This window comes from Paenibacillus sp. FSL P4-0113 (assembly GCF_038009305.1).
Lineage (GTDB): Bacteria > Bacillota > Bacilli > Paenibacillales > Paenibacillaceae > Paenibacillus > Paenibacillus polymyxa_D.
The window spans coordinates 3720001-3746004 of record NZ_JBBPAZ010000001.1; the positions used below are offsets into that span (position 1 = coordinate 3720001).

At 46.0% G+C, this 26004-nt stretch carries 26 protein-coding genes, 1 tRNA gene, 2 rRNA genes and 1 riboswitch (1 of these 30 only partly in view); of the genes, 20 read left to right on the forward strand and 9 right to left on the reverse strand.

The genetic code is table 11. The features are described 5' to 3' along the window. The 12 genes from MKX46_RS15920 to MKX46_RS15975 form a co-directional block, all read left to right on the forward strand. Nucleotides 1-1469, forward strand: a 23S ribosomal RNA gene (locus MKX46_RS15920); it begins 1460 nt to the left of the window's first position. Between the two features lie 144 nt (nucleotides 1470-1613). Next, nucleotides 1614-1730: ribosomal RNA gene (gene rrf / locus MKX46_RS15925) — 5S ribosomal RNA — on the forward strand. A 346-nt stretch (nucleotides 1731-2076) separates the two neighbouring features. Continuing rightward, nucleotides 2077-3534 carry an IMP dehydrogenase gene (gene guaB / locus MKX46_RS15930; protein ID WP_013308172.1) on the forward strand — a complete coding sequence of 486 codons (1458 nt, stop codon included), beginning with the start codon at nucleotides 2077-2079 and terminating at the stop codon, nucleotides 3532-3534. A 336-nt stretch (nucleotides 3535-3870) separates the two neighbouring features. Further along, entirely contained in the window at nucleotides 3871-5259 is a 1389-nt protein-coding gene (locus MKX46_RS15935) for a D-alanyl-D-alanine carboxypeptidase family protein (protein ID WP_029514963.1), read from the forward strand. A 131-nt stretch (nucleotides 5260-5390) separates the two neighbouring features. Continuing rightward, a complete protein-coding gene (pdxS, locus tag MKX46_RS15940) occupies nucleotides 5391-6272 on the forward strand; it encodes a pyridoxal 5'-phosphate synthase lyase subunit PdxS (RefSeq protein ID WP_025720037.1) in 882 nt (293 codons plus the stop codon). A gap of 16 nt (nucleotides 6273-6288) precedes the next feature. Beyond that, nucleotides 6289-6855, forward strand: coding sequence for a pyridoxal 5'-phosphate synthase glutaminase subunit PdxT (gene pdxT / locus MKX46_RS15945; RefSeq protein WP_340931149.1), 567 nt, complete (start codon nucleotides 6289-6291; stop codon nucleotides 6853-6855). Between the two features lie 35 nt (nucleotides 6856-6890). After that, nucleotides 6891-8174, forward strand: coding sequence for a serine--tRNA ligase (gene serS, locus MKX46_RS15950; RefSeq protein WP_318628413.1), 1284 nt, complete (start codon nucleotides 6891-6893; stop codon nucleotides 8172-8174). Between the two features lie 89 nt (nucleotides 8175-8263). Further along, nucleotides 8264-8352, forward strand: a tRNA-Ser gene (locus tag MKX46_RS15955). Between the two features lie 144 nt (nucleotides 8353-8496). Then, on the forward strand, nucleotides 8497-8838 hold the full coding sequence (locus MKX46_RS15960; protein ID WP_029514958.1) for a hypothetical protein: 342 nt from the start codon (nucleotides 8497-8499) through the stop codon (nucleotides 8836-8838). A 26-nt stretch (nucleotides 8839-8864) separates the two neighbouring features. After that, nucleotides 8865-9035, forward strand: coding sequence for a hypothetical protein (locus MKX46_RS15965; RefSeq protein WP_007428073.1), 171 nt, complete (start codon nucleotides 8865-8867; stop codon nucleotides 9033-9035). A 72-nt stretch (nucleotides 9036-9107) separates the two neighbouring features. Beyond that, on the forward strand, nucleotides 9108-9263 hold the full coding sequence (locus MKX46_RS15970; protein WP_029514956.1) for a small acid-soluble spore protein P: 156 nt from the start codon (nucleotides 9108-9110) through the stop codon (nucleotides 9261-9263). Between the two features lie 199 nt (nucleotides 9264-9462). After that, nucleotides 9463-10539, forward strand: coding sequence for a hypothetical protein (locus MKX46_RS15975; RefSeq protein WP_029514954.1), 1077 nt, complete (start codon nucleotides 9463-9465; stop codon nucleotides 10537-10539). Nucleotides 10540-10626: 87 nt separating this feature from the next. On the opposite strand, the gene MKX46_RS15980 is transcribed toward MKX46_RS15975, so the two are convergent. Together MKX46_RS15980 and tadA are read right to left on the reverse strand one after the other, a co-directional pair. Next, nucleotides 10627-11193: a GNAT family N-acetyltransferase gene (locus tag MKX46_RS15980; RefSeq protein WP_069011492.1), complete on the reverse strand. Its 567-nt coding sequence runs from the start codon at nucleotides 11191-11193 to the stop codon at nucleotides 10627-10629. A gap of 60 nt (nucleotides 11194-11253) precedes the next feature. Further along, nucleotides 11254-11754 carry a tRNA adenosine(34) deaminase TadA gene (tadA, locus tag MKX46_RS15985; RefSeq protein ID WP_069011491.1) on the reverse strand — a complete coding sequence of 167 codons (501 nt, stop codon included), beginning with the start codon at nucleotides 11752-11754 and terminating at the stop codon, nucleotides 11254-11256. Between the two features lie 328 nt (nucleotides 11755-12082). Here tadA and MKX46_RS15990 point away from each other — a divergent pair, with 328 nt between their 5' ends. After that, complete coding sequence (locus tag MKX46_RS15990) at nucleotides 12083-14359, forward strand: PAS domain S-box protein (protein ID WP_341071457.1); 2277 nt, start codon at nucleotides 12083-12085, stop codon at nucleotides 14357-14359. A 51-nt stretch (nucleotides 14360-14410) separates the two neighbouring features. Further along, complete coding sequence (gene rluF / locus MKX46_RS15995) at nucleotides 14411-15112, forward strand: 23S rRNA pseudouridine(2604) synthase RluF (RefSeq protein WP_029514947.1); 702 nt, start codon at nucleotides 14411-14413, stop codon at nucleotides 15110-15112. Nucleotides 15113-15246: 134 nt separating this feature from the next. Here rluF and MKX46_RS16000 read toward each other — a convergent pair whose 3' ends face one another. Next, nucleotides 15247-16074: a flagellar motor protein MotB gene (locus MKX46_RS16000; RefSeq protein WP_029514945.1), complete on the reverse strand. Its 828-nt coding sequence runs from the start codon at nucleotides 16072-16074 to the stop codon at nucleotides 15247-15249. After that, nucleotides 16067-16861, reverse strand: a complete 795-nt coding sequence (motA, locus tag MKX46_RS16005) for a flagellar motor stator protein MotA (RefSeq protein WP_029514943.1) — start codon at nucleotides 16859-16861, stop codon at nucleotides 16067-16069. The genes MKX46_RS16000 and motA overlap by 8 nt, the downstream gene beginning before the upstream one ends. Before the next feature lie 187 nt (nucleotides 16862-17048). Between motA and MKX46_RS16010 the strand changes: the two genes are divergently transcribed. Together MKX46_RS16010 and MKX46_RS16015 are read left to right on the forward strand one after the other, a co-directional pair. Then, nucleotides 17049-17342: a hypothetical protein gene (locus MKX46_RS16010; protein WP_013308186.1), complete on the forward strand. Its 294-nt coding sequence runs from the start codon at nucleotides 17049-17051 to the stop codon at nucleotides 17340-17342. Between the two features lie 117 nt (nucleotides 17343-17459). Continuing rightward, complete coding sequence (locus MKX46_RS16015) at nucleotides 17460-17759, forward strand: 4a-hydroxytetrahydrobiopterin dehydratase (protein WP_007428083.1); 300 nt, start codon at nucleotides 17460-17462, stop codon at nucleotides 17757-17759. Nucleotides 17760-17837: 78 nt separating this feature from the next. Here the strand turns inward: MKX46_RS16015 and MKX46_RS16020 are convergent, their stop codons facing one another. The 4 genes from MKX46_RS16020 to MKX46_RS16035 all read right to left on the reverse strand — a co-directional run bounded on the left by MKX46_RS16020 (nucleotide 17838) and on the right by MKX46_RS16035 (nucleotide 22421). Next, nucleotides 17838-18344 (reverse strand): GNAT family N-acetyltransferase, encoded by a 507-nt coding sequence (locus MKX46_RS16020; protein WP_209950353.1) that lies wholly within the window; start codon nucleotides 18342-18344, stop codon nucleotides 17838-17840. 305 nt (nucleotides 18345-18649) lie between these two features. After that, the gene (locus MKX46_RS16025) at nucleotides 18650-19150 is read right to left on the reverse strand and encodes a C40 family peptidase (RefSeq protein WP_029514939.1); all 501 of its coding nucleotides are present in this window, start codon (nucleotides 19148-19150) and stop codon (nucleotides 18650-18652) included. Between the two features lie 5 nt (nucleotides 19151-19155). Then, nucleotides 19156-19293: riboswitch (cyclic di-AMP (ydaO/yuaA leader) on the reverse strand. Between the two features lie 276 nt (nucleotides 19294-19569). Continuing rightward, the gene (locus MKX46_RS16030) at nucleotides 19570-20397 is read right to left on the reverse strand and encodes a hypothetical protein (protein WP_029514937.1); all 828 of its coding nucleotides are present in this window, start codon (nucleotides 20395-20397) and stop codon (nucleotides 19570-19572) included. 11 nt (nucleotides 20398-20408) lie between these two features. Beyond that, nucleotides 20409-22421, reverse strand: coding sequence for a M1 family metallopeptidase (locus MKX46_RS16035; protein ID WP_069011489.1), 2013 nt, complete (start codon nucleotides 22419-22421; stop codon nucleotides 20409-20411). Between the two features lie 124 nt (nucleotides 22422-22545). On the opposite strand from MKX46_RS16035, the gene MKX46_RS16040 reads away from it, so the two are divergent. Both MKX46_RS16040 and MKX46_RS16045 read left to right on the forward strand, forming a co-directional pair. Beyond that, entirely contained in the window at nucleotides 22546-23052 is a 507-nt protein-coding gene (locus tag MKX46_RS16040; protein ID WP_029514934.1) for a YwhD family protein, read from the forward strand. A 438-nt stretch (nucleotides 23053-23490) separates the two neighbouring features. Then, a complete protein-coding gene (locus MKX46_RS16045; protein ID WP_029514933.1) occupies nucleotides 23491-23997 on the forward strand; it encodes a PTS sugar transporter subunit IIA in 507 nt (168 codons plus the stop codon). Between the two features lie 100 nt (nucleotides 23998-24097). Here the strand turns inward: MKX46_RS16045 and MKX46_RS16050 are convergent, their stop codons facing one another. Next, the gene (locus MKX46_RS16050; protein WP_165150536.1) at nucleotides 24098-24847 is read right to left on the reverse strand and encodes an MBL fold metallo-hydrolase; all 750 of its coding nucleotides are present in this window, start codon (nucleotides 24845-24847) and stop codon (nucleotides 24098-24100) included. A gap of 141 nt (nucleotides 24848-24988) precedes the next feature. Here MKX46_RS16050 and MKX46_RS16055 point away from each other — a divergent pair, with 141 nt between their 5' ends. Both MKX46_RS16055 and MKX46_RS16060 read left to right on the forward strand, forming a co-directional pair. Continuing rightward, nucleotides 24989-25534 (forward strand): histidine phosphatase family protein, encoded by a 546-nt coding sequence (locus MKX46_RS16055; RefSeq protein ID WP_250241640.1) that lies wholly within the window; start codon nucleotides 24989-24991, stop codon nucleotides 25532-25534. Nucleotides 25535-25591: 57 nt separating this feature from the next. After that, nucleotides 25592-25945 (forward strand): YunG family protein, encoded by a 354-nt coding sequence (locus tag MKX46_RS16060; RefSeq protein WP_318628410.1) that lies wholly within the window; start codon nucleotides 25592-25594, stop codon nucleotides 25943-25945. Nucleotides 25946-26004 lie beyond the last annotated feature (59 nt).

The following is a 26004-nucleotide window of genomic DNA, read 5'->3' on the forward strand; positions in this document are numbered from 1 at the left end:
TTATGAGCGATGGGGTGACGCAGTAGGGTAGTGACGCGGACTGATGGATGTCCGTCTAAGCAGTGAGGCTGATGTGTAGGCAAATCCGCATATCGTTAAGGCTGGGCTGTGATGGGGAGCGAAAATTGTAGTAGCGAAGGTCATGATCTCAGACTGCCAAGAAAAGCCTCTAGCCAGGAGAAGGTGCCCGTACCGCAAACCGACACAGGTAGGCGAGAAGAGAATTCTAAGGCGCGCGGAAGAACTCTCGTTAAGGAACTCGGCAAAATGACCCCGTAACTTCGGGAGAAGGGGTGCCTCGGTAGGGTGAATAGCCCGAGGGGGCCGCAGTGAAAAGGCCCAAGCGACTGTTTAGCAAAAACACAGGTCTGTGCGAAGCCGCAAGGCGAAGTATACGGGCTGACGCCTGCCCGGTGCTGGAAGGTTAAGGGGAGTGGTAAGCTCGCAAGAGCGAAGCTATGAACCGAAGCCCCAGTAAACGGCGGCCGTAACTATAACGGTCCTAAGGTAGCGAAATTCCTTGTCAGGTAAATTCTGACCCGCACGAATGGCGTAACGACTTGGGCGCTGTCTCAACGAGAGATCCGGTGAAATTTTAATACCTGTGAAGATGCAGGTTACCCGCGACAAGACGGAAAGACCCCATGGAGCTTTACTGCAGCTTGATATTGAATTTGGGTACGATCTGTACAGGATAGGTGGGAGCCGTCGAACTTTGAGCGCCAGCTTGAAGGGAGGCATCCTTGGGATACCACCCTGATCGTATCTAGGTTCTAACTTGGTACCGTAAACCGGTGCGAGGACAGTGTCAGGTGGGCAGTTTGACTGGGGCGGTCGCCTCCTAAAGAGTAACGGAGGCGCCCCAAGGTTCCCTCAGAATGGTTGGAAATCATTCGAAGAGTGCAAAGGCAGAAGGGAGCTTGACTGCGAGACCTACAAGTCGAGCAGGGACGAAAGTCGGGCTTAGTGATCCGGTGGTACCGCATGGAAGGGCCATCGCTCAACGGATAAAAGCTACCCTGGGGATAACAGGCTTATCTCCCCCAAGAGTCCACATCGACGGGGAGGTTTGGCACCTCGATGTCGGCTCATCGCATCCTGGGGCTGAAGTAGGTCCCAAGGGTTGGGCTGTTCGCCCATTAAAGCGGTACGCGAGCTGGGTTCAGAACGTCGTGAGACAGTTCGGTCCCTATCTGTCGTGGGCGTAGGAAATTTGAGAGGAGCTGTCCTTAGTACGAGAGGACCGGGATGGACGTACCGCTGGTGTACCAGTTGTTCCGCCAGGAGCACCGCTGGGTAGCTATGTACGGAAGGGATAAGCGCTGAAAGCATCTAAGCGTGAAGCCCCCCTCAAGATGAGATTTCCCAGTATGTAAGACCCCTTGAAGACGACGAGGTAGATAGGTTGGGGGTGGAAGTGCAGTAATGCATGGAGCTGACCAATACTAATCGGTCGAGGGCTTATCCTAAGATAAGACGCAATGAGTTTCGGATCCAGTTTTTAGGGTGTAAGTTTTGTATTGTATAAGCACAAGTGGCTTATATGGAACAAGCGAACACACAGCATTTGGCGATGCTGATTCCTGAAAAAGAATTTGCTCAGCAGATTCATGTTTGGTGGCGATAGCGGAGGGGTTCCACACGTACCCATCCCGAACACGACCGTTAAGCCCTCCAGCGCCGATGGTACTTGGACCGCAGGGTCCTGGGAGAGTAGGACGTCGCCAAGCAACAAGTAAAGAGGACCATGATCTCAATGAGATCATGGTCCTCTTTGGTATATTAGGGTACAAACCACTTGTATAATTGCTTCTATGCTGCGCATTCAAAGAAGAGATACGCTCTTGTGAATAGCTATTACTCTTAAAAACGCTTATTTTTAAAGGTTGTCCTCCGTAGGAGTACAGTTGTTTGTACAGGGAAATACTAAAGGTTAGGGCTATTGTTGAAGGCTTGACACCCCTATACCGCTTTGCTAAGATTGCAATAATATATTTTCAGAGAGCCTTGATTTGTCCATGTCGGACAGACAACAAGACCAATACAGACTAAACAATTTGAAGGAGGATCATCTTGGTGTGGGAAGATAAATTCGGTAAGGAAGGCCTTACCTTTGACGATGTTTTGCTGGTACCTCGCAAGTCGGTGGTTCTGCCCAAAGAAGTAAGCGTGGCGACACGTTTGAGTGATAACGTAAAACTGAATATTCCTTTGATGAGTGCTGGTATGGATACTGTTACTGAGGCAGTGTTGGCAATCGCGATGGCTCGTGAGGGCGGTATCGGTATTATTCATAAAAATATGTCGATTGAACAGCAAGCGGTAGAGGTGGATCGGGTTAAACGTTCTGAGAGCGGTGTTATCACCAATCCATTCTCATTGACTCCGGATCATTTGGTATCTGATGCTGAAGCAGTTATGGGTAAATACCGTATTTCTGGTGTACCTGTTGTAAACGAAGAAAACAAACTGGTGGGTATTATTACTAACCGTGATCTTCGCTTTATTCACGATTTTAACCTTAAAATCAGTGAAGTCATGACGAAGGAAGAACTGGTAACTGCACCTGTAGGTACGACTTTACAGGAAGCGGAAGTCATTTTGCAAAAGCATAAGATTGAAAAGCTCCCTTTGGTTGATGATGAAAATTATCTCAAAGGTCTTATCACCATTAAAGATATTGAGAAAGCTATTCAATTTCCGAACGCAGCGAAAGATGCACAAGGTCGTCTTCTGGTCGGTGCGGCTGTTGGTATTTCCAAGGATACATTTGATCGGACTGAAGCACTTGTAAAAGCGGGTGTGGATATGATTGTTGTGGACTCTGCTCACGGCCATCATATTAACATCATTGAAGCGGTCCGCAAGCTGCGTGAAGCTTATCCTGATCTGACGATTGTAGCAGGTAATGTAGCTACTGGAGACGGAACGCGCGAATTGATTGAAGCAGGAGCATCGGTCGTAAAAGTCGGTATTGGTCCAGGCTCCATCTGTACAACACGCGTAATCGCAGGGATAGGTGTTCCACAAGTAACAGCAATTTATGATTGTGCAACAGTAGCACGTGAATATAATATTCCGATTATTGCAGACGGCGGTATTAAATACTCCGGTGAAATTACAAAGGCCATTGCGGCAGGCGCTTCTGCGGTAATGCTGGGAAGTCTTTTTGCAGGTACGGAAGAAAGCCCGGGCGAATCTGAAATTTATCAAGGACGCCGCTTTAAAGTATATCGTGGTATGGGCTCTATGGCTGCGATGAAGCAAGGTAGTAAAGATCGTTATTTCCAAGATGACGACAAGAAATTGGTACCGGAAGGCATTGAAGGACGCGTTGCTTATAAAGGACCACTTTCCGACACTGTCCATCAGCTGTTGGGCGGTCTTCGTTCCGGTATGGGTTATTGCGGTACAGCTAATATTGAGGAGCTTCGTAACGATACAAGCTTTATCCGTATTACAGGTGCTGGTCTGCGTGAGAGCCATCCGCATGATGTGCAAATTACGAAAGAAGCACCAAACTACTCTCTATAAAGTTCGGCTGTAGTAGACTTGACGACAGGCAGAGCGTATTTCGCTCTGCCTGTCTTTTTTTAGAGATACCCCTGTGATAGAATAGACAAGTGTCCGCCTTTATGACGAAATTATTGACGAATTAGGGCACGTAGGTCTTTTGGATGATTCCTACCAGTAAAGAAGATTCGAGCAGAAAATGCTCATGACAGGATACAACTAAGAAAACGAAATAAAACGAAATGGAACTGGATTTTAACACTAAAACATTAATTACATTGGCCAAGTAGAGGCTGTAACCACCGTCTCGTTGTACATAACGGATCGGGTTGAGGTACGAGAGGAGTTTGTATTCATTTGAAAGCGAACAATTTAAAGCAAAATACAAAACGCAGCATGATTAAAAAGAGCGTGACTGCAGTCATGGTGCTCAATATGATGTATATGTCGGCATTGCCTGTTGTAGGCAATTTCGATCCGAGCGTGGCTACTTTTGCAGCTGGAGCGGCAACACAGGCAACCAATATTACGGGGACAGGTTCTATTAACCCCCCTAGTCTGGCACTACGTTCTGCCATTTTGATCGAGCCTTCCACGGGGCAAGTATTGCTGTCTATGAATCCAGATGAGCCACTTCCACCAGCAAGTATGACTAAAATGATGACAGAATACATCGTGGCTGAACAGGTTAAGCAAGGCAAACTCAAGTGGACGGATAAGGTTACGGTTAACGAGAATGCTTCTAAGAGCATTGGATCACGTATTTTTTTGGCTCAAGGGGATCAACATACGGTAGAAGAGCTTTATATTGCCATGGCGGTAGGTTCTGCTAATGATGCAACAGTAGCCCTTGCTGAACGCGTATCCGGAACTGAGCAGGATTTTGTAAAACTAATGAATGAAACAGCTCAGAAAATGGGCATGAAAAATACGTATTTTATCAACTCGACTGGTTTGGACCGTGGTGATATGCCGAAAGGCTTCCAGCCGGATACAGACCGGGAAACGGTGATGACAGCGAGAGATGCAGCTACTCTGGCTGGTTACATCATTAAAGATCATCCGGATTACACACGATTCACGACAATTCAATCTTACAAATTCCGTCCTACTGACAAGGCGCCGATTATTAACTATAACTGGATGCTGGAAGCAAACAAAAATATTACTAACTTTAGAAAGTTTGCTTACCCAGGTTTAGACGGGATGAAAACAGGCCATACGGCCAATGCTGGCAACTGTTTTACAGGAACCGCTGAACGCAATGGAATGCGTCTCATCAGTGTAGTTATGGGAGCTGATTCAGATGCACACCGTTTTACAGAGACAGCTAAAGTGCTGAACTATGGTTTTGATAATTTTGAAGTGAAGCAGGTTATTGCCCCAAAGACGGTGGTTAAGGGTGTTGAGAATGTGCCAGTGACCAAAGGTACGGAAACAGAAGTGCCGATCGTTACAAAAGATGCAGTAAGTTTTATCGTACCCAAGGGTGCGAGCAATCCCAAGGTAACCTTTACAACGAACATTACACCAGCAAGCTCTCTTGTAGCACCTTTGAAGCAAGGGGCCAAAGTCGGAACCATTACGTACACGTACAAGACAGACGGTGTGGATAAAGGGCAGACGAAAACCGTTGATCTGGTTACTACGACAGCAGTAGAAGAGGGCGGCTGGTTCCGAATGCTTTTCCGGGCAATCGGTGATTTCTTCGGAGATCTGTTCCAAGGAATTAAGAATCTCTTCTAAATAAGCAGAGCTAAGCGACCTACCTTGTTTTTCATTACTTATTTTGTAGATTGAAATGATTGTGTATTTGGCATTGGTGCGGTAAAATATTTAGTTAGAATCTAAACGTAACCCTTACAGGAGGCAACGACATGGAAACGGGAACTTCGCGTGTAAAAAGAGGTATGGCAGAGATGCAAAAAGGTGGCGTAATCATGGATGTCATGAACGCTGAGCAGGCTAAAATTGCAGAGGCAGCAGGAGCTACAGCTGTAATGGCTCTTGAACGGGTACCTTCGGATATCCGTGCAGCTGGTGGGGTTGCTCGTATGGCTGACCCAACGATTGTGGAAGAAGTTATGAAGGTTGTTTCTATTCCTGTTATGGCTAAGGCTCGCATCGGTCACTTTGTAGAGGCAAAGGTACTGGAATCTCTCGGTGTTGACTATCTCGATGAGAGCGAAGTATTGACACCTGCGGATGAAGTTTTCCATATTGATAAGCGGGAGTTCACCGTTCCATTTGTTTGTGGAGCCAAGGATCTGGGAGAAGCACTGCGTCGCATTGGTGAGGGTGCATCTATGATCCGTACGAAGGGTGAACCGGGAACTGGGAATATTGTTGAGGCCGTTCGTCATATGCGTTTTATCAATGGTCAAATTCGCAAGGTGCAAAACTTGTCGAAGGACGAGCTGTATGCAGAAGCGAAAAACCTCGGAGTTGCATATGAACTGCTGTTAGAAGTGCATGAGCTTGGCAAGCTGCCAGTGGTTAACTTTGCAGCGGGTGGTGTAGCAACACCTGCTGATGCCGCGTTAATGATGCATTTAGGCGCTGATGGCGTCTTTGTAGGTTCTGGTATTTTCAAGTCGGATAGCCCTGAGAAGTTTGCACGGGCAATCGTGGAAGCGACTACTCATTATACGGATTACAAGCTGATCGCAGAAGTCTCCAAGAATTTGGGAACTCCTATGAAAGGCATTGAAATTTCCAAACTGGCACCGCATGAGCGCATGCAGGATCGTGGTTGGTAAGAAAGAAGGGACCGGCATGAAAATAGGTGTATTGTCGCTGCAAGGCGCTGTAGCTGAACATATACGAAGCGTTGAACGTGCGGGTGCGGAAGGTATAGCGGTGAAGAAGATCGAACAGCTCGATGAGCTGTCCGGTCTTATCATTCCCGGTGGTGAAAGTACCACTATCGGTAAGCTAATGCGCAAGTATGACTTTATAGAGGCTATACGTCAGTTTTCCAATCAAGGCAAGCCTGTATTTGGCACTTGCGCAGGATTGATTGTACTGGCTAAAACGATTCAAGGACAGGAAGAAGCACATTTGGGACTCATGGATATTACAGTATCGCGTAATGCATTTGGTCGCCAAAGAGACAGCTTTGAAACAGACTTGAACATTAAAGGGATTGAGGAACCGGTTCGTGCCGTATTTATACGCGCACCATTAATACAGTCTGTTGGAACGGGAGTAGATGTGCTGTCTGAGTATAACGGCGAGATCGTGGCAGCCCGTCAGGGTCATTTGCTGGCTTCATCCTTCCATCCGGAGTTAACAGACGATTACCGGTTACATCAATATTTTGTGGATATGGTCCGCGAATAGTGAAAGTCAGGTTTGTAGTGTAGGAGGGATTACCTGTGTTAGATATAAAGATTTTACGTAATGAGCTTGGTAGGGTTGAGAAAGCTTTGCAGAACAGGGGGAAATCTCTGGATCTGATTAATGGTTTTACAGATCTGGATGTAAGCCGTCGTGAGTTACTTCAGGAAAGTGAAGGGCTCAAAAATCGTCGGAACGTGGTATCCGGTGAAGTAGCCAAGTTGAAGAAGAATAAGGAAAATGCGGATGATCTTATTGCAGAAATGCGTCAAGTCTCCGATCGTATCAAAGAATTAGATGAGCAAGTACGCGAACTGGAAGTTCAGATCGACGAACTGGTGATGTCTATTCCGAATATTCCCAATGAAACAGTACCTGTTGGCGCATCGGAAGAGGATAATGTAGAAATCCGTCGCTGGTCGGAGCCGCGCGAGTTTTCCTTTAAACCCAAAGCGCATTGGGAGTTGGCTCAGGATCTAGATATTCTTGATTTTGAAGCAGCAGCCAAGGTAACGGGTTCTCGTTTTACGTTCTACAAAGGACTGGGAGCAAGACTAGAGCGTGCGCTGATTAACTTTATGATGGATCTGCACAGCAGTGAGCATGGTTATGAAGAAATGCTTCCTCCATACATCGTAAATCGGGACAGCTTGTACGGAACGGGCCAACTTCCGAAGTTTGAAGAAGATTTGTTCAAGCTGCGTGATACGGAGTATTATCTCATTCCTACGGCTGAAGTTCCGGTAACGAACTACCATCGTGAAGAGATCATGAATGCGGAGCAGCTTCCGAAATATTATGTGGCATACAGCTCATGCTTTCGCTCGGAGGCAGGATCAGCGGGACGTGATACACGTGGCCTGATCCGTCAGCATCAGTTCAATAAAGTAGAGATGCTTAAGCTGGTTCACCCGGATACCTCTTATGAGGAATTGGAGAAAATGACGAATAACGCTGAGCGTGTTTTACAGCTGCTCGGACTTCCATATCGTGTGCTGGCACTTTGCACGGGAGATATGGGTTTTACATCTGCCAAAACGTACGATCTGGAAGTATGGTTGCCTGAGAGTGGCATGTACCGCGAGATTTCTTCTTGTTCAAACACAGAAGACTTCCAAGCGCGTCGTGCGAACATCCGGTTTCGTCCAGATTCGAAGGCGAAGCCTGAATTTGTACATACGCTGAACGGCTCAGGATTGGCTGTAGGGCGGACTGTGGCTGCTATTTTGGAGAACTATCAGCAAGAGGATGGAAGCATCGTGATCCCAGAAGTACTGCGTTCATACATGCGAGGCATTGAGGTTATTGCTCCTAAACAGTAAGTATTGCATTCTTAGAAATTCTGTGGTAAAATAATTTTGTTGCGCCTGAGTATGTTTAAAAGGGAAGCAGCTTTATCCATTTACCACCTGGAGAGGTACCGAAGCGGTCATAACGGGGCGGTCTTGAAAACCGTTAGAGTGCAAGCTCACATGGGTTCGAATCCCATCCTCTCCGCCATATTCTAAATAAACCAAGCCATTCAAATACGATAGCTGGTACATTAGCCTTTAGATGCTAATGATCAGGAATCGTGGAGAATGGTTTTTTTGTTGTATAAAAAGCTCGGTTTTTTCACACGTTATCAGATATGGAGGTGCTGGCATGAATCGAGAAATGACAGTAGATCAGCAAAAGCTGGTAGAGGCCTGGCAGGAACAACTGCCGATTCTTTTGAATTCAGGGGATAAATCGCAGGTACAGGCAGATGAAGCTGACAACCGGGCTATACGAATCCACATCGAGGTAGAAGGCCGACAAATGTACTCCTTTGATTTTGCATGTACTTATGTAGATTCCCGGGAAGTGCAGGTTAGCTTAGTCGATGTAGAGCGGGATGGACAGTCTGTAGATGAACGAACAGATATCATTCAACAGCTGGTGTCCGATTATACTCGGCATATTCACCAATGTGCCCAAACATTACAGTCATTGACGCATTCGTAGTATGAAGGAATGAGGAGGAAGGATACATGACAAAAGCCAAAAACGGACTGGATAAAAACCTATCTAACATTGTTGATGATTTGGAGCAACGTCCAGTGAATAGTCATCAGGCACAGCAAGTGCAGCAGGATCGTAATGATCGCCGTCATCAGGATTCACTAAACCACGATAAAACAGAAGATCTACACCATCTATAGTCCTATTTTTAATGGTAATAAACGGATTTGTTGATGTACCACAAATATAGACTGAGAATGGAGGATGCATAAATGGGCAAGCCTAAAGCCATTCCTGTCCCTGAAGCACAGGATTCTGGTGGAAGTAACGAAAAGCGTGAGCGTAGTCATCAGCAGGAGCCGTTATCTGGTTCCAAGAAGGTGAAACAGCGGAATCACGTGGATCATCATAACAGAGAAGGTTCATAAGCAGGAAGACCTTTCTCCTAAAAATATATTGCATCGATAGTACACCCTGGTTAGGAGAACCAGGGTGTCTTTGTGCTTATTGTAAGAAAATTTTCCAATAAGTGTTTCGCTGTTTGAGAATATGAGTTAAAATAGGAGGTGTGTATTTTTTTGTTAGCATAAAAAAAGGGGTTAATTACGAGAGGAGAGAATCTACACAATGAGTAAAAAGTTATCCGTCTTGGTACTCACTATGGTGTTGCTTTTGACGGTAGCCCTGGTAGGTTGTAGCAAGAAGTTAGAACCGAAGGAAGCAGTTACGACCGGTACTGCAAATGCAATGAAGTTGAATTCTTATGAATCCAAAAGTCAATTTACCGTTAAGGATCTGACAATTTCATCTGCTACTTTACCAAGTGAACAAAGTGCAATGATAACCAGTATGCTGAAAAATGCAGACATTACGCTGGACGGTGTATATCAAAAAGAACCTTTCCAATCTGAAATGACGCTCGGCATTCATTTGAAAGGTGATCTTTCCACCAGCTTCACGATTCCAATGGTGATGACTAAAGATAAACTGTACGTTAAAATTCCTAATATTCCATTTTACCCGCTCCCACAGGATGTTGTAGGTAAATTCCTGATCATTGATCCACAAGAACTGGCTAAACAATCGGGACAAGAATTTAACCCTGCAGCTATGGATCAAGAAAAATCGCAGAAATTTGCGAATGAAGTGATCGCTGCTATTATGAACGAGTATGATCAAGCTACGTACTTCTTTGATATTGATCCTAAAGACGCTAAGTTGCCACAAGGCGTTGAAGCTAAACAAGTAGTTCAGTTTAAAATAACGAACGACAACGTGAAGCAAGCAACCAATACATTTATCACTAAGGCGCTTCCTAAAGTCCTTGATATAATGTCTAAGGACGAATATGCTAGCATGCTTCAAGTGAAGAAGGAAGAGCTGTCTGAAGCGAAGAAAGAATTGCAATCTAACACCAGCGAAGTTAGCAAAAAGCTGGATGAGTTGAAAAACTACTTGACAGTGAAGCAGTTTGACATTAACACAGCTTTGAACAAGGATAACATTCCTGTGTATCAAGACCTGAATGCGAATGTAGAGATGAATGATCCGGCTACAAAAGACAATGTAAAATTGTCTGTAACGGGCTACACGCAATACAACAAAATCAATGCTAAAGCAGCATTTAAAGTAGGTATTCCAACAGCTGATCAAGTCCTGACGATGGAACAACTGCAACAAAAAATGCAAACTGTTGCTCCTTAAGTATGGGATAACATGATTGCAAGAAAACCGCTCGGCATAGGCCGGGCGGTTTTTTGTTTACTTTTAATGTTGTCCCTGTACAGTCATTTAGCTCTGCCACACGTCATCCTCGGCTAAAAGTCCAAACATCTGGTGATCCTGCCATGTGCCCTGAATCTGTACAAGCTTGCGAGCAATGCCTTCTGGTCGAAAGCCACATTTTTCTAATACACGTTGTGAGCGATCATTATGCAAAAGAGTACCCGCTTGAAGACGATGTAGAGATAAGGCACGAAAGGCATATTGTATGATCAACTTTAAGGCGGCGGTCATATGCCCTTTACCCTGTTCATGATGATCCATCATGTAGCCGATATCAGCGAATTGTCCAACTCCACGTACTAGATTGGAAATGGAGATATAACCGATGAGCCGTTCTTCCTTTAAGAGAAAGATACCGAATACGTAACCTCGATCTTCTTCGGCTTGCCGCAATTTCTGACGGATGTAGTCCTGTTGTTTCTCTAATGTGAAAAATGAATCCTCGTAAAGCGGCTCATAAGGCGCATGGGAATCCCTATTTCGGTGCCTAAGGGCGAGAAGGGCTTCGCTATCCGCCAAGCTAAATGGCCGTAAAAAGATACCTTGAGGCGTATTATACAAGCTCATAGGCATGGGGTGATCTCCTTCCATGGGGAATTAGCAATGAGATGAGGTATTTTGGACTGTGTCTCCTCAGAATGAAGACGGGGGAGGAGACAATTTGGCTGCCGCTCTTTTTTGCCGCAGATGCCGAAAGAAGCTCGTTAGCAGCGATGCACATTCCTCCTGCAGTACACCACTAGTTACTTCTGTACAATGATTGAACCGAGGCTCCTGTAATAAATTCATCAGCGTGCCTGCGCAGCCTGCCTTGGGATCTGTAGTGCCGTATATCAAATGGGGAACCCGTGATTGCACAATGGCTCCGGCGCACATTGGACACGGCTCCAGAGTGACATACAGCCTACAATCCAGCAGGCGCCAGGCACCTAAGTGCTCACTGGCCTGACGAATGGCGACCATCTCTGCATGTGCGGTTGGGTCAGCATCCGTCTCGCGCAAATTGTAGCCGCGACCGATGATTTCATTATCTTTTACGATGACAGCCCCGATAGGGACTTCACCTAACGTTTCTGCCTTATACGCTTCCTGAATGGCTTCTTTCATCCAATAGGCGTGATCCATGGTGGTCACTGGGAAAATGCTCCTTTCAAAACGCGGAATTATCCAACGAACAAATATTCCGTTGTTAACATGATGTGAATAAAATTGTGGATAACAAGGTACTTGTCCACAGGTTTATCCACAGTTTATAATAAAATCTGTGTATTTGTGGACTACCTGTGGATGATTATCTTTTATATTGTAGGCAAATCCTCGTCTATTGACAATACTGTACACAAGGTGTGTATTTATGTATATCCGGTAAATGTAAATGCTGGTATCACAGGCGCTATTACGGTATCATTGAGTTAGCAATTCCCAGTAATCGCCAGCATGCGGCAAGAGGTGAGAAATCAGTGTGTCGATAAAAATCAGAATAACGATCATTTTGTCGGGGTCCGTCCTGTTTATCCTTTTATTAAACATCGCACTTAATTATTACACGACCCACGAAAACCTAAGAAGTGACAGTGAAACTAAAATGGTTCTGACGGCTAAAATTATCGGAGGAGCTATCGAACAAACCCAACATAGCTGGGAGGCCGTTGACAAGCAGCTCGGATATAATCTGTGGCTTTCTGCCACGTTGGCTGCCAATCAACTCGGTCCTGACATCCGAAATATTCAGCAGGAACAGCTTCAAAAGGTGGCCTCACTCCACAGAGATACTAATATTTCCTTGATGATTCGAGACGGGCAGGGGTATAAGGTTGTTAGATCCTCGGATCCTAAAGAAGTAACGCCATCCGATCCATTGACAGGATATTGGAAAAATGCAGTTGACCAATTATATGAGCACGGACAGGCTGCAATGGTGCAAGGTCAGAAACTGGATCATTTTTGGACGGGGTCATTTGACTACACCGGTTCAGACTCCTCAGATATTAACAAATGGGGATTTTATTATGATCAAAAACGTAACTACTTAATTCGAATTTCCTTTCAGGATACTTCAGTACAAAATTTCATAACCATCCTGAGCCCCGATGAGATCGTAAAGCAAACTCAACAAGTGGATTATCGCATCATGGAGATTACAGGAATTAACCCTGCAACCTTTGGTGGCGCTTCGATGGACAAGAACGGAAACGATTCGAAATACTATTACATGTACAACAAACCGATCCAATTCGGCACGTATCAACTAACAAGGGTGCAGGAAGATCGTTTGGCCGTGTCCAGAGCTATCCTCTCGGGGGAGAGTATTGTACAAGACTGCTATATTAAAGGTGAGCGGGTTCTCGTCAGTTACATACCTTTTTATCCGGCTAATCGTGATGCCTATGTTATCCGTATTGTTATGAATTATGATACGATCACTTCTGTTATTTCCAAGCAATTGATAAGTTTAATTGCCATTTCCATTGTCCTTTTAGAGGTGGTGATCATTGGAAGCTATGTGCTGGCAAGTCTGTTTGTCCGCCCAATTCAGTCGATTCTGGGGAAAGTGAATGAGATGGCTGACGGTCATTTTGATACACGGCTAGAAATAAAAGGTGGTCATGAGCTTGCACAGTTGGGTGAGCGCATCAATGCGATGGCCTACAACCTAGGGATGTACACGAGAAGACTCGAGCAGATGTATGAAGAGAACCGTTCTGTAAAGGAACATCTAGAATCGGTTATTAATCAGACAGCAGATGCGATTCATGTAACCGACGAGGAGGATCGCGTCGTTCGGGTCAATCATGCCTTTGAAGCTTTGTACGGCTGGACCAAGAAAGAATTGGTTGGTCGTAAGTTGGAATTTGTACCTCCACAGCAACAGGAGGAATATGAATTTCAGAAGAAGAGCCTGCTTCAGGGAGAGAGCATCGTATCAAGTGAGTCCCTTAGAATGCGGAAGGATGGAAGTACAGTAGAGATTAGTATGAGCACATCGCCTATTCTGGATGAAGAAGGCCAGATTTTGGGGTTTATCTGCGTGTCGCGTGATATCACGGGTCGCAACCGGATGGAGGAGTTGTTGCGCAGATCAGAGAAACTGACAACCGTCGGGCAACTGGCGGCAGGCGTAGCGCATGAGATTCGTAATCCGCTAACCACGCTACGTGGCTTTCTCCAACTACAGCAGCAAAATCAAGTGTTGAATATGAAACACAACGATATTATGATGTCTGAGCTGGATCGCATTAATTTGATCGTTAGCGAGTTTTTAATACTGGCGAAGCCACAGGCAGTGCATTTTCAGAAAAAAGATGTTCGTTATATTGTGAGCGACGTGATTTCTTTACTAGATAGTCAGGCGCATCTGCTGGGCATTGTATTCAACCTTCAGGTCACGGACGAGCCTGCCCTGGTATACGCTGAAGAAAATCAGTTAAAGCAAGTATTCATTAATTTACTTAAAAATAGCATGGAGGCTATGAGTAAAGGTGGCATCATCACGATTCATTTGTTCTTGGAGGGAGAAAACGTTAAAATCTTCATACGGGACCAGGGAGCGGGTATTCCCGCAGAAATGCTGTCCAAGTTGGGAGAACCTTTTTTCACAAACAAAGAAACAGGTACAGGACTAGGACTTATGGTCAGCCAGCGTATTATACAGAGTCATAAAGGCACACTGGATATTGAAAGCACAGAGGGAGAGGGAACGACAGCCCTGGTGCAGCTTCCGATTGCCAAGCCGGAGTAACGGGCTGGGGCGCAGGAGGAAGTGTGTTAGTAGAAATGGAGGGTACACAGGTTGCGCATTAACAAGTTTATCAGCGAAACCGGTTTTTGCTCGCGCCGGGAGGCAGACAAGCTGGTAGAGAGCGGTCGCGTGACGATTAACGGCGAAGTGGCTGTGCTGGGTAGTCAAGCGGAAGAAGGCGATGATGTTCGCGTGAACGGCAAGCCACTGCGCGATAAGTCTGATCACGTCTATATTGCATTGAACAAACCGGTGGGCATTACAAGTACAACGGAGAGCCACATTAGGGGCAATGTTGTTGATTTTGTGGGGCACCCGCAGCGGATATTCCCGATTGGACGCCTGGATAAGGATTCGGAAGGTCTCATTTTACTTACCAACGATGGAGACATTGTGAATAAGATTCTACGGGCAGAGGGCAAGCATGAGAAAGAATATATTGTAACAGTGGACCGCCCTGTCGTACCTTCTTTTGTGCAGGGCATGTCTAGCGGGGTGAAAATACTCGGTCAGCGGACGCTACCTTGTGAGGTGACGCGTGTATCTGAGTATGTATTCCGTATTATCCTGACTGAAGGGAAAAATCGTCAGATCCGGCGTATGTGTGCAGCCTTCGGTTATGAAGTTAAAAAACTGCAAAGGCTGCGAATCATGAATATTCGGTTGGGGTCACTTCAGAAAGGTGCCTGGCGTGATCTGACAGAGGCTGAGAAGCTGGAGCTTGGTCAGATGCTCGATTATACGCTTAGCTAATGCCAGAGGGGCTCGTATAGCCTAGAGCGTATGATCGTCGTATCTGAAAGGGCAAAGTACAGGAAGCACTAAACAAAGAGGCACCAGCTGCATAAAAATGCGGCGGTGCCTTTGTTCATATAACATATGCATAATCAACCTTCACTCGAGCTTGAGGTAGGACTGATGACTTGTGTCCCGTTCTGATATTTGCGGAGAACAGATATTTCAACACGACGGTTTTTAGAGCGTCCTTGACCATCTTGATTGCTTGCCAATGGACGATACTGGCCATAACCGATGGATACAAACTTGGTTGGGTCGAGATCTGGATTGAGCAACAAGATACGCAAGAAATTCAGAGAGCGCTTGGCGCTCAAATCAAAATTGGACGGGAACTGGCTGTTGGAGATCGGTACATTATCCGTGTGACCCGATACGATAACATCATAGCCAGGGAACTGCTGGAGCATACTAGAAATGGACTTGGCCAGCTTTCTTGCTTCCGGCTTTACTTCGGCCTGCCCGGATGAAAACAAGGCATTATCACTAATGGTGATCATTAGTTGCGATTGGTTTAGCTTGGTATTCAGCAACGGGGTCAGGCCGTTATTTTGAATGTATTGATCCATCTGTTTTTTAAGCTTTTTTAAATCTTCTTCTTCCCGTTGGGCCAGCTGTTTTTGCAGTTCAGAGGTAGAAGTAGCTTTCGATTTTACGGGTTGTGACACTTGTTCTTTATTTTTGCCCATATCCATGGATTGTGACGACGGATTCGCGGCTGAGTGATCCAGCACGCCAGTGCCGCCATTAAAAGCTGCACTCAGGGATTGAGCCATAGTTTCAAATTTTTTGGCGTCGAGCGAGCTCATACCGAATAAGACAATGAAAAGAGCCAACAGAAGGGTCATTAAGTCGGAATATGGCAACAGCCAGCTTTCGTCAGCATGCTCTTCATGCGGTTCATGTCTCTTTTTACTCACTGGAATCGCCATCCTTCTGGGTCATCGTAGCCCGTTCGGTCGGAGTCAGGAAGATCGTCAGTTTCTGACTGATGGCGATCGTCGATATCCCCGATTGAATGGAAAGCAGACCTTCGACCATCATTAATTTAAGCTCGACTTCTTTTTTGGATAACCGTTTCAGCTTGTTGGACATCGGATGCCACAGGACATAACCTGTAAAAATACCGAGCAACGTCGCAATGAAGGCTGCTGCAATGGCATGAGAGAGCTTTTCCATGTCACTAAGGTCGGCCAGAGCGGCGATCAGACCTACAACCGCACCGAGTACCCCGAGCGTTGGAGCGTACATACCGGCTTGGGAGAAGATCAGCGCGCCAGAGCGATGTCGATCCTCGGTGGCATTGATATCCTCCATTAGAACGTCCCGTACGAATTCCTGATCATTGCCGTCAATAATCATTCGCATGCCGCCACGCATAAAGGGATCGTCGATTTCCTCTACCTTGGATTCCAAGGCGAGCAGACCTTCACGACGGGTAATGGATGCCCACTCGGTAAACGTACCGATGAGCTCTTTGCGGTCTAACAGTTTTTGTTCGGTGAAAATAACCTTGAACAGCTTCGGAATCCGTTTGATTTCTGCCATCGGGAAGGCCATAAATATACTCGCTGCCGTTCCGACGAAAATAATCATGTAAGCAGCGGGATTATTGACCAGATTGACGACCGGAGCGCCTTTTAAGATCATCCCGACGACCAGTGACAAAATCCCGAGCACAAGTCCAATAATGGTTGAAATTTGCATGATACACCTCATCCATGAGAATAGATTTTGAATCCTTTCATGCCGCCGGGGTCGTCCTTGCCCCAAGCGCGTCATTACAAGACGGATTATAGTATTTATCGACAAAACTCTCTTTTTTGTTAAGTGCGAATTTCCGGTATAATAAGGTGATTATGTATTGAATGGCGGAACCATTGGAGGAAATGGCATGGGAGTAAAGCATGGACGTGAGTATGAACAAATTTTGAACGATTTGACAGAGGCTGTGGGGCGCATCCCAGATAGCTATGAATTTTTTGAGATGGAAGCAGAAGATTGGGACAGGCTGGACCCGGCGGGACGTCAGGAAGTCAATGAAGCTTTGGCAGAAGACTTATTTTATGCACTGGGTACAGAGCCCACAATCACTGTAGGGAGTGGCGTTGTGATCTATGAGCCGGAGCAGCATCGTATCTATGTACTGATTGGGGACGAGGAGCTGACGTCAGTCCCTTTGATTTGAGGTCCGTCTTATGGATTTATCAACGGGGCCGTGGTAATATGTACACCAATATATCGTAGTTTTGGCCGTATTTAAGCGGTCGAAAGGCTTCCGTATAAACGGGGAGGAGTTCGTAACATGCCTTTTACACAAGAAGAGATTGAAGCACATCTGGAGAAACTGGAGGGCTGGGAGCTGGAGGAAGGACGTTGGATCGTTCGGAAATATAATTTTTCCAGTTTTATGAAAGGGATTGCATTCGTGGATGAAGTTGCCGCTATATCTGAAGCATTCAATCATCATCCATTTATTACGATTGATTACAAGACCGTGACTCTGCGTTTGACCTCTTGGGACGATGGCGGTATTATGGCCGTGGATATTAAGGAAGCCCAACAATATAATGAAGCTTTTGAAAAAATGCGTAGCAGTCATTGAGCTTGTAATGATCTGTCGTATGATGATAAAAGCGCCTTCGCTATACAACATCGTGGTTGTATGCCGAAGGCGCTTTTATCATAGAACCTGGGTTGGGTGGTCTGGACGATATACCATACAATAAAACGGTTTTTTGCCATCGGGAGTCTGGCGTTCATAGGTATCTGTAAGCTCAAATCCAGCCGCCTTGTAGGCCCGAATAGCGCGCCCATTCCAAGTGAGCACCTCTAGATCAATTTCATTCTTCGGGTTGCGTCGTTGGGCTTCCTCTGCAATGGCACGGACAAAATCTGATCCTTTGCCATGTCCGCATCTGTCAGGGTGCATTCCAAGACCTAGCCGGGTCACACCGATCATAGGAAAATATTGAGCAAATCCTGTCAGCTTGTTCTCTTCATCCAGTACGGCAACATATTGCTCTTGGCGAAGCGTGGGACTCCCAAATTCGACTTCAAGCGCCTTCATTTGTTCCCAGGGGAGCCAACCGTATATGTTATAAGGTGGATCATAGCGCCACTCACAGATTGCAGCCGCTTGATGCTCGTCCATCGGTACGATCCGATAGTTGGATATTGAGGCCGGCATGTGTTCCATCCTCCTTTTACACAGGTACTTCAATCATTAACAACAGATTGTAGACAAGTTGCAGGGGAATGGCAAGCGTGTTTATTTCATACCTAAGTCGGGTATACATTCAATAAGAAGGAATTACTGCTCATATGCTCCCCCAGCGGTGACGGTAAAACCGACGATGTTCGCTAAAATTGAAACCTTTTGAGGTGTCAGTTCGTCAGTAAAGATAATCATTGCTGATGTTGTGGACATAAAAAACCGCAATTCGATTCCGGCCAGAATCAAATTGCGGCTAGGGTTAGCTTGCTGTGCGTTAGTTATTCTACGTTATCGTCATCAGGAATATCTGAAGCTACAGAATGGTAAGCGTCTGTGCTCATAATTCTTTTTGCACCGACATAGCGGTTAGCGTAATAATTTTCGTTCAGTGAGCTAACTACTACACCACGTGAAGTCGAGGAGTGGGCAAATTTCCCTTCACCTACGAAGATACCTACATGGGAAATGCCTCTTCCTGTGGTGTTGAAGAACACCAGGTCCCCAGGCCTCATTTCATCGCGGGATACAGAAGATCCCATTTTGAATTGTGATCCAGATTGATGCGGAAGTTTAATTCCCAGTTTGTTGAATACATACATTGTGAAGCCGGAGCAATCGAATCCCTCGAGTGTAGTGCCTCCGCTTCTGTAGTTCGTTCCTTTGGCATCTTGGATGACCTGGTCCATCTTGGAGTCTGCAAATGCACTGCCGCCACCGAATGTAAAAGATGTAAAGGCAATGGCAAGACTCATAGCTGCGATCGTTAGCTTCTTCTTCAAAAAAAATATACCCCTTCCAATGCCTGCGAGGTTAGCTTAAGGATTCGGTAGAAGGTTCCCCTATGACCACTCTGTTGCGAGATCAATTCACCCAAACTGGTTCCCCCGCTTCCTAGGTGCCAGGAATTAGGCTTTACTTAAGATGTGCACCTTGGAGAGCAGTATTCACAATAACGATATTTTTGAGATAAAGGTTACAATAAAGATTACAAAGTTGTTACTATCAGTTCACTGCGATTATTGTAACAAAGTCGGCTGGCTTTGGCAAATGTTTCATTGCAAAAAGTTACAAAAAAAATCTGCTCCTAATGTCCCAGGAACAGATCTTGTTAACAGTATTCAGTTATGTGCCGTTTGCGCGGTTATGCATAAAGTTTTTTCGACAGACGGAAATGAAGTGATTAACATAAAGGAAGGGCTTAGCTTCTACTGGAGATATCGGTATGCCATAGTCTGTACTGCGAACTGATATGCCACAGCCTGACCAGACTAGTAACAAAATGATACGATTGTTGGAGAATGAGCGCGAGCATGCCAGTCCAAATCATCGCCACGGTGCCAAATAGACCGAAGACCAGCAGCACACAAGCACCGAGCAAAAGGGATATACCGACAGCTGGGAGAAGCTGGCGAAAGAAGGCGAGCAGGGACGATAGTATGGCGTGACCACCGACAGTGCCTAGTTGCATATACAGGATGCACTGCCGAATGAACCATCCGTATGCCATCCATCCCATGGCATAGGGCAACAAGTGCAGCAGGTAAGAGGGAGATTGAAGCGTACCTGCTACAATAGGGTAGAGTCTCGGTACTACCCAAAAGGCGGGAATCAGCAGCAGTCCCAACTCGATGATGTAATACAACAGCGACGACATGCCATGGCGTTTCATACCTTTGAAAAAGGACAGGCTTTGCGGCTCAGTCGCATCGGTATGTAGGCTTTGATATATTCCGGCTCTAATGAAGGGAGTGATCAGTATGCGTAGTACAGTCGCCCCTAGTAGTATCCACAAATACACATGTACTTCCCGGCTGTCCATCAGAGCAATCTGGCTCTCCATCCAAAACAAGGTCTGTCCCAGCTCGTTTTGACCCTGATCAGGATAACGGAGCAGTAGCGGGATAACGGCAGATTGTACCAGCCGATAGAGAAACACCCCCCACAGTAATCGATACAGAAACAAAATGATAACGATATAAAATCGTATGCGCACCAGCGCCCAGCCCTCTTTTATAACAGTCCGCATCTATAGACACCTCACCATGACAGACTTCCAAGCAGTGTCTCCAACAGCTTGGTTACACTTATACTCCAACGGGTTTGTTGCTTTTCGTCCAATTCGGCTTTTAGGGTATTGTTAATATGCTTGTTCTCCAGTGCAATGGTATATAGGGGATCAAGGGTTACATAGGAAACGGGAGAAGTACTTTTGATCCGAAAAGTTGTGCTTTTGCCCGCACCGTCCCAAGCCTTGAATTTCGTGGTTCCATCCTTGAAGGTAAATTGGACAGGGATCTTGGGATAATCCGCCCCTTTTTTGCTGACCGTCACGACTGCTTCATATCCATTCTCCAGCTTGTGGTTTGTGATGTGATCCACTGAAAAGTCCGCCATCTGGCCGTCATATACATACTGTTCAAAATAGTGGCTCCATGAGCGTCCGGTGACTCTCTCCACGATACGTTGAAAATCCTGTGAGGACGGATGCTTAAATCGGTACGTCTGGACGTAGGTCCGCATAATGCGATCCATTTTTTTCATACCCACCTGACGTTCAATGCCCCGTAGTACCAGCTTGCCTCGAGAGTAGGCATTTTGCGCGTACTCAGCAGCCGAGCCGTACTTCCATGACTCACGGTTTAGCGGCTGTGGGGAGGATACCTGTCCCGATTGTAATGGCAAGTTGGGGGTAAGCCCATATTCTTGCTCCATAAGTCGCTCCTCTGCATAGGAGGTGAAGCCTTCATCCAGCCACGGCTCCTCAAATTCATTATTGGCTACCATTCCATAGAAATATTGATGTCCAATCTCATGAACTAATGTCCGTTCCAGACTATAGCCAGGATTGAGATTACCCGCAGCAGCGGCCGTGATGAGTGTCGGATACTCCATGCCGCCAGCTCCATTGCCTGATTTAGGTGGAACCACGATGGACAGGGTGGAATATGGATAAGGCCCGTACCATTTGCTGTAGTACAAAAGAGCGGCCTTCGCTGCGCTCATATAGCGTCCTTTGAGCTCCTTGTGCGATGGGTCAAGGTAGAGCTTGATTTTGACACCAGGGACTTCAGCAGAAGAAAAGGGTTCTTCTACGGCTACAAAGTTGGGTGAAGCGGACCAGGCAAAATCGTGTACATCATCGGCATAAAATTGATATATTTTTTGTCCGTTCTGTCGGACGGCACCACGGGTGGGAAATCCGGTCGCTGCTACGATATGAGTTTCAGGCACCCGAATCCGTACGCTGTAAATTCCAAAATCGGCATAAAACTCGGAGTTACCATGATACTGGTGGAGGTTCCAGCCCTCCTCGGCGCGTCCACGCTGCCCTGCAGTCTCGTAGACACTGAGCTTCGGGAACCACTGTCCTGCCATTACAAAATCATCTGTCCCACCCATACGAGCAAAGATGGCAGGCAGTTTTACCTCAAACTTCATATATAATGTGATTTCTTCGCCACCTCGTACTGGCTTGGGTAGACGCACCTTCATGAGCGAACGGTCGCCTGCGTTACCGTCATCTGGCTGCACATATTGGATGCGATGCATGAGGGATAAACCGTCTTCTGTTTTTAGTTCAGTCAGCGTCATAGAGCCAAAGCCGTCTTTGGGCATGGTGTCTCCGCGCAGCTTTCCACCGGATTCCTTCATAAAGGTGGTTTCCATGGAAGAGAAGGCGTTCGGGTATAGATGAAGATACAGATCATTCACGGTTTTCTTGCCCGGATGTTTCCAGGTCAGTGTCTCAGTGCCTCGCAAAACCTGTCCCTTTTCCAGAGATACATCAATGTGGTACTCTACCACCCGTTTGCTGAGGATTTCTGTAGCGGGTTGTGGAGGGTTCTTGGGCAGGTCAGGCAGGATGTTTGCCCCTAGAGGCTTGCCCACATTTGGGGCAAGCGCAGACTCAGACAGGGAGCCGTATAGTGGTTGGCCTATGGACTGCGGGTCGGATTGCGATTGGGGCTGCCAGGCAAACCATAACGTCCCTGCGAGGAGACCGAGGGCTAGTGTAGACAATAAAACGATTTTAGTGCGTGCTGGGGTCATACAATGGATACCTCCCGTTGACAAGCATCTACAGCATGTATATGTTTGCTTTCAGGAGATTATTAGTTAAAATATTTATAGTGTAGAATGAGTGTGAAGACGGAAAATGGAGGTCTAGTGACGCATGAGTGAAAATCAGCCGGACGGCAAAAAACAGATTGCACTGAACATTGTCAGTGGCAAGAGTAAACATAAGGGTTTCGGCGCAGGCTCAATTGACCTGAACAGCATGTCACCGGTCATCATTGACCGAGGAGAGGCGAAAATTGATATCGGTGCCATGCATGCCAAAAGTAAAGTAGAACGTGGTATCAAGTTCTCTACGAATAAAGAGGACGTACCGAACGGACGCCAGGTATGGCTCGTATGGGTAGCTGTGGACCGTACAGCCGAAGGACGTATGTACGGCGGCGCCACCGCCTGCGAGATGCTGATTGACGACGAGGCCAAACGCGGCTGGAAAATCCTCGCCGATCACGTCAACCGTATGGATTACGCGCTCAAGCGTCGTTTCATGCTGGAGGATCTCGGCAGCGAAGATAAGGCAGCGCTCAAAAGCCTGCTCATTTCGCATAACGAGGAATGGTGGGACGCTTCGCCTGAGGAATTGAAGCAGGCGCTGGAAGGGTAGGCCAAGCGTTAACACGATTCCAGTGTACACAACTGCTTAAAGAGCAGTCGGCAGTAAGGTTCAGAAGTAGACCGATACCTTGGTTGGGGGCGGTCTACTTCTTTTTCATGTAGGTAAGCAATGCTGAATGAACATGCCAAACATGATCATCAAAGAAATTGCTGGAAAAGTATACTATAAAAAATCTGTTTTTAAGAGATAAAACACTTAAATCCGCAATTTGTTAGAGCACCTCCAAGTTGCATGAAAATTATTGTAACAGATATGTAGTTATGAACTGATAGCTCCTTGACATCCTGGAAAGGCATTCACTATAATTCAGATAGAAATCGCTTCCACTCTTCTTTCTATTCATTTTGTGGAACCGGTTCCTTGAAAGATGTAGTTAAGTCCTATTTACTGTTTATGAATGTAATCTCTAAATAAGGTGGCATCGTTATGTTTAAATGGTTGAAAAAGAAGGCGGCTCCTCGTATTGAAGAATTCGAAATGATAGCACCAATCAAAGGAAAAGTGGTTTCCCTGGAGGAGGTTCCAGATCCTGCGTTCTCTACGAAAGCTATGGGGGATGGCATCGCTATTCATCCGTCTGAGGGTAGGGTCACCGCTCCTTTCGCGGGAAAAGTTGCCCATGTCATGGAGAAAAGTAAGCATGCTCTGATTATTGAACATGAATCCGGCGTACAAGTTTTGATACATGTCGGGATTAATACCGTCTCTCTCAAAGGACAAGGGTTTAATCCTCATGTCCAAGTAGGAGATAGCATTAAAGCTGGGCAATTATTGATGGAGTTTGACCTGGATGCAATTCAACAGGGTGGATTGCCTGTAATTACGCCGGTAATCGTTCCAGATGGGCAAGAGATGATTAGCCATGTGGAAATCCTGGAAGGTACATCTGCCTCTCCAGAAGTACCTGTATTAAGAGTTCACTTAAAAGCCTAGTTCTCATTCAAAAAAGACTAACCAGGAATTCCTGGTTAGTCTTTTCTTTAGATGATTCACTGACCAGTCAAGGGGTGGGTACGACCATGTAAATCAAAGGTTAGGATTCATATATTTCAGATATCCGCTGATTACAATTGCCTTCGTACAGCCCTCCATGAAAGCAGACCACTTTTTTAATATCATATGGCAGCAGGTTTTTAAGAGATTCTTTGGCCATATTGAAATCACAGCAATATTGCGGGTCTGGAGCCAGTAATTTGCCGCTTACCACGCGTAGAGCATCTCCTGCAATCAGGGTTTGACTGGATTTATGATAGAAACTTAGGTGTCCTGGTGTATGTCCAGCAGTATCTATAACTACGATCCCCCCACAGAAGGGCAGTTCCTCTCCGGCAACGATGGTGGAGTTTACAATAGCCTTTGGGGGATTTTCAAGTGTACGCCGGAATGCGTGTCTCCACTCTACCGGAACGGATTCGGGCATGGAGCTTACAGCTTGATCTATTGCTTCTGGAGTCAGCTTTATAAGCTGTTTTTCTCCCTGTATATAGGGCTTTTCGATAGAACTGGCTAATACTTGAACTGGGGATGAAGAGGCTCGGACTATATCTGCTAAACTGCCGATATGGTCAAGGTCCTGGTGTGTTATTAATATAGAGGTAAGTTTATGGATTGCTAATCCGGTGTCTAGAATAGCCTCATGTAAAAGTGAGAGTTGCCCGGGGTAAGCCGTATCAACTAAAATCATGTTATCTTCGTCCCACACTAAAGTCGGGTGAATACTCTCTATACTTCCCATAATGTTAGCAGAAACCTGGAGCATGTGTATTCCCTTGTCTAATTGCATCGAATCCCTCCCATAAGAGTTGATGTAATACAAAGGAATCGTATCATTAAACATAAATATGTAAACCTATACTATATCATAAAAATAATTATTTGTAAATATGTAGAATTTTAAATTTGTGTGACAGTTAGGAGTGATGACGTGAAGAGAATTTATTTTGTCAGACATGCCCAAGCAACAGGACAGGAACCAGATGCCCGACTTACCGATGAGGGTACCCGACAAGCTGAGCAGTTGGTTGATTTTATGGAGAATGTAGGTGTGGAATATATTGTGTCCAGCCCGTGGAAACGGGCCGTGCGAACCATTCAGCCCTTGGCTGAACGGAAACAGTTGCAGGTGTATACTGATGTACGTCTTCAAGAACGGGTACTTAGCCATGAGCATTTGGATCATTGGCTGGACGTGCTGGAACAGACCTATTTGGACGAGGACTTGAAGCTGGAGGGAGGGGAATCATCCCGTGAAGCAGTAGATCGAGGAATCCAGCTTGTTCAGGAGCTTATAGAGCGGGCGGAAAAAACGGTTATCATTGTAACTCATGGAGCTTTACTATCTCTTCTCATTCGACATTACGATCCGCAGTTTGGGTTTGAGGACTGGAAAAAGCTTTCGAATCCCGACGTGTATTTGCTAGAACTGAAAGAAGCAGAAGCCAAGATTCACAGAGTGTGGAATACGGGTTGAAATAAATAAAGCACGTTCACCATAAGTGCAGAATGGAATCGAAAGGGGAGGCGCATGTTGAAGGCAAACCGTTTTTTAGAATTAGAAAAGGCGTTGTTTCGAGCTTGGTCTTTGGAGTCTAGCTCTAAATGGACCGCAAATAATCCTGCGTCTGGGCAATGTGGTGTCACAGCACTCGTCGTTCAGGACAGGTTTGGCGGCGATATTTTGAAAACATGGCTGGATAGTGGTTGGCACTATTACAACCGCATTGGTGAGGACATTATAGATTTTACGAGGTCGCAATTTTCAAGCCTTCCACAGTATCAGCATGTACACTCCAACCGGGAAGAAGCATTCTCAGACACCAATGCAGAGCAGTATGCAGCCTTAAGTCAGAGATTAAAGGAATTTCTAAACGAAGAAGAATAAGGGGATTTAAATCTGGATACAGTCATAAAGGCGTGATTTTTGAACCTGATCCAATGGAA

What these genes read in the sequence shown, in the direction of transcription:
- MKX46_RS16045 (WP_029514933.1), top strand. Translation starts at nt 23,491, where the DNA reads ATGTTTAAATGGTTGAAAAAGAAGGCGGCTCCTCGTATTGAAGAATTC.
- MKX46_RS16010 (WP_013308186.1), top strand. Translation starts at nt 17,049, where the DNA reads ATGGGAGTAAAGCATGGACGTGAGTATGAACAAATTTTGAACGATTTG.
- MKX46_RS16035 (WP_069011489.1), bottom strand. Translation starts at nt 22,421, where the DNA reads ATGACCCCAGCACGCACTAAAATCGTTTTATTGTCTACACTAGCCCTC.
- MKX46_RS16040 (WP_029514934.1), top strand. Translation starts at nt 22,546, where the DNA reads ATGAGTGAAAATCAGCCGGACGGCAAAAAACAGATTGCACTGAACATT.
- MKX46_RS15960 (WP_029514958.1), top strand. Translation starts at nt 8,497, where the DNA reads ATGAATCGAGAAATGACAGTAGATCAGCAAAAGCTGGTAGAGGCCTGG.
- MKX46_RS16020 (WP_209950353.1), bottom strand. Translation starts at nt 18,344, where the DNA reads ATGCCGGCCTCAATATCCAACTATCGGATCGTACCGATGGACGAGCAT.
- MKX46_RS15980 (WP_069011492.1), bottom strand. Translation starts at nt 11,193, where the DNA reads ATGCCTATGAGCTTGTATAATACGCCTCAAGGTATCTTTTTACGGCCA.
- MKX46_RS15975 (WP_029514954.1), top strand. Translation starts at nt 9,463, where the DNA reads ATGAGTAAAAAGTTATCCGTCTTGGTACTCACTATGGTGTTGCTTTTG.
- pdxS (WP_025720037.1), top strand. Translation starts at nt 5,391, where the DNA reads ATGGAAACGGGAACTTCGCGTGTAAAAAGAGGTATGGCAGAGATGCAA.
- MKX46_RS15970 (WP_029514956.1), top strand. Translation starts at nt 9,108, where the DNA reads ATGGGCAAGCCTAAAGCCATTCCTGTCCCTGAAGCACAGGATTCTGGT.
- pdxT (WP_340931149.1), top strand. Translation starts at nt 6,289, where the DNA reads ATGAAAATAGGTGTATTGTCGCTGCAAGGCGCTGTAGCTGAACATATA.
- MKX46_RS15965 (WP_007428073.1), top strand. Translation starts at nt 8,865, where the DNA reads ATGACAAAAGCCAAAAACGGACTGGATAAAAACCTATCTAACATTGTT.
- MKX46_RS16050 (WP_165150536.1), bottom strand. Translation starts at nt 24,847, where the DNA reads ATGCAATTAGACAAGGGAATACACATGCTCCAGGTTTCTGCTAACATT.
- MKX46_RS16015 (WP_007428083.1), top strand. Translation starts at nt 17,460, where the DNA reads ATGCCTTTTACACAAGAAGAGATTGAAGCACATCTGGAGAAACTGGAG.
- motA (WP_029514943.1), bottom strand. Translation starts at nt 16,861, where the DNA reads ATGCAAATTTCAACCATTATTGGACTTGTGCTCGGGATTTTGTCACTG.
- MKX46_RS16030 (WP_029514937.1), bottom strand. Translation starts at nt 20,397, where the DNA reads ATGCGGACTGTTATAAAAGAGGGCTGGGCGCTGGTGCGCATACGATTT.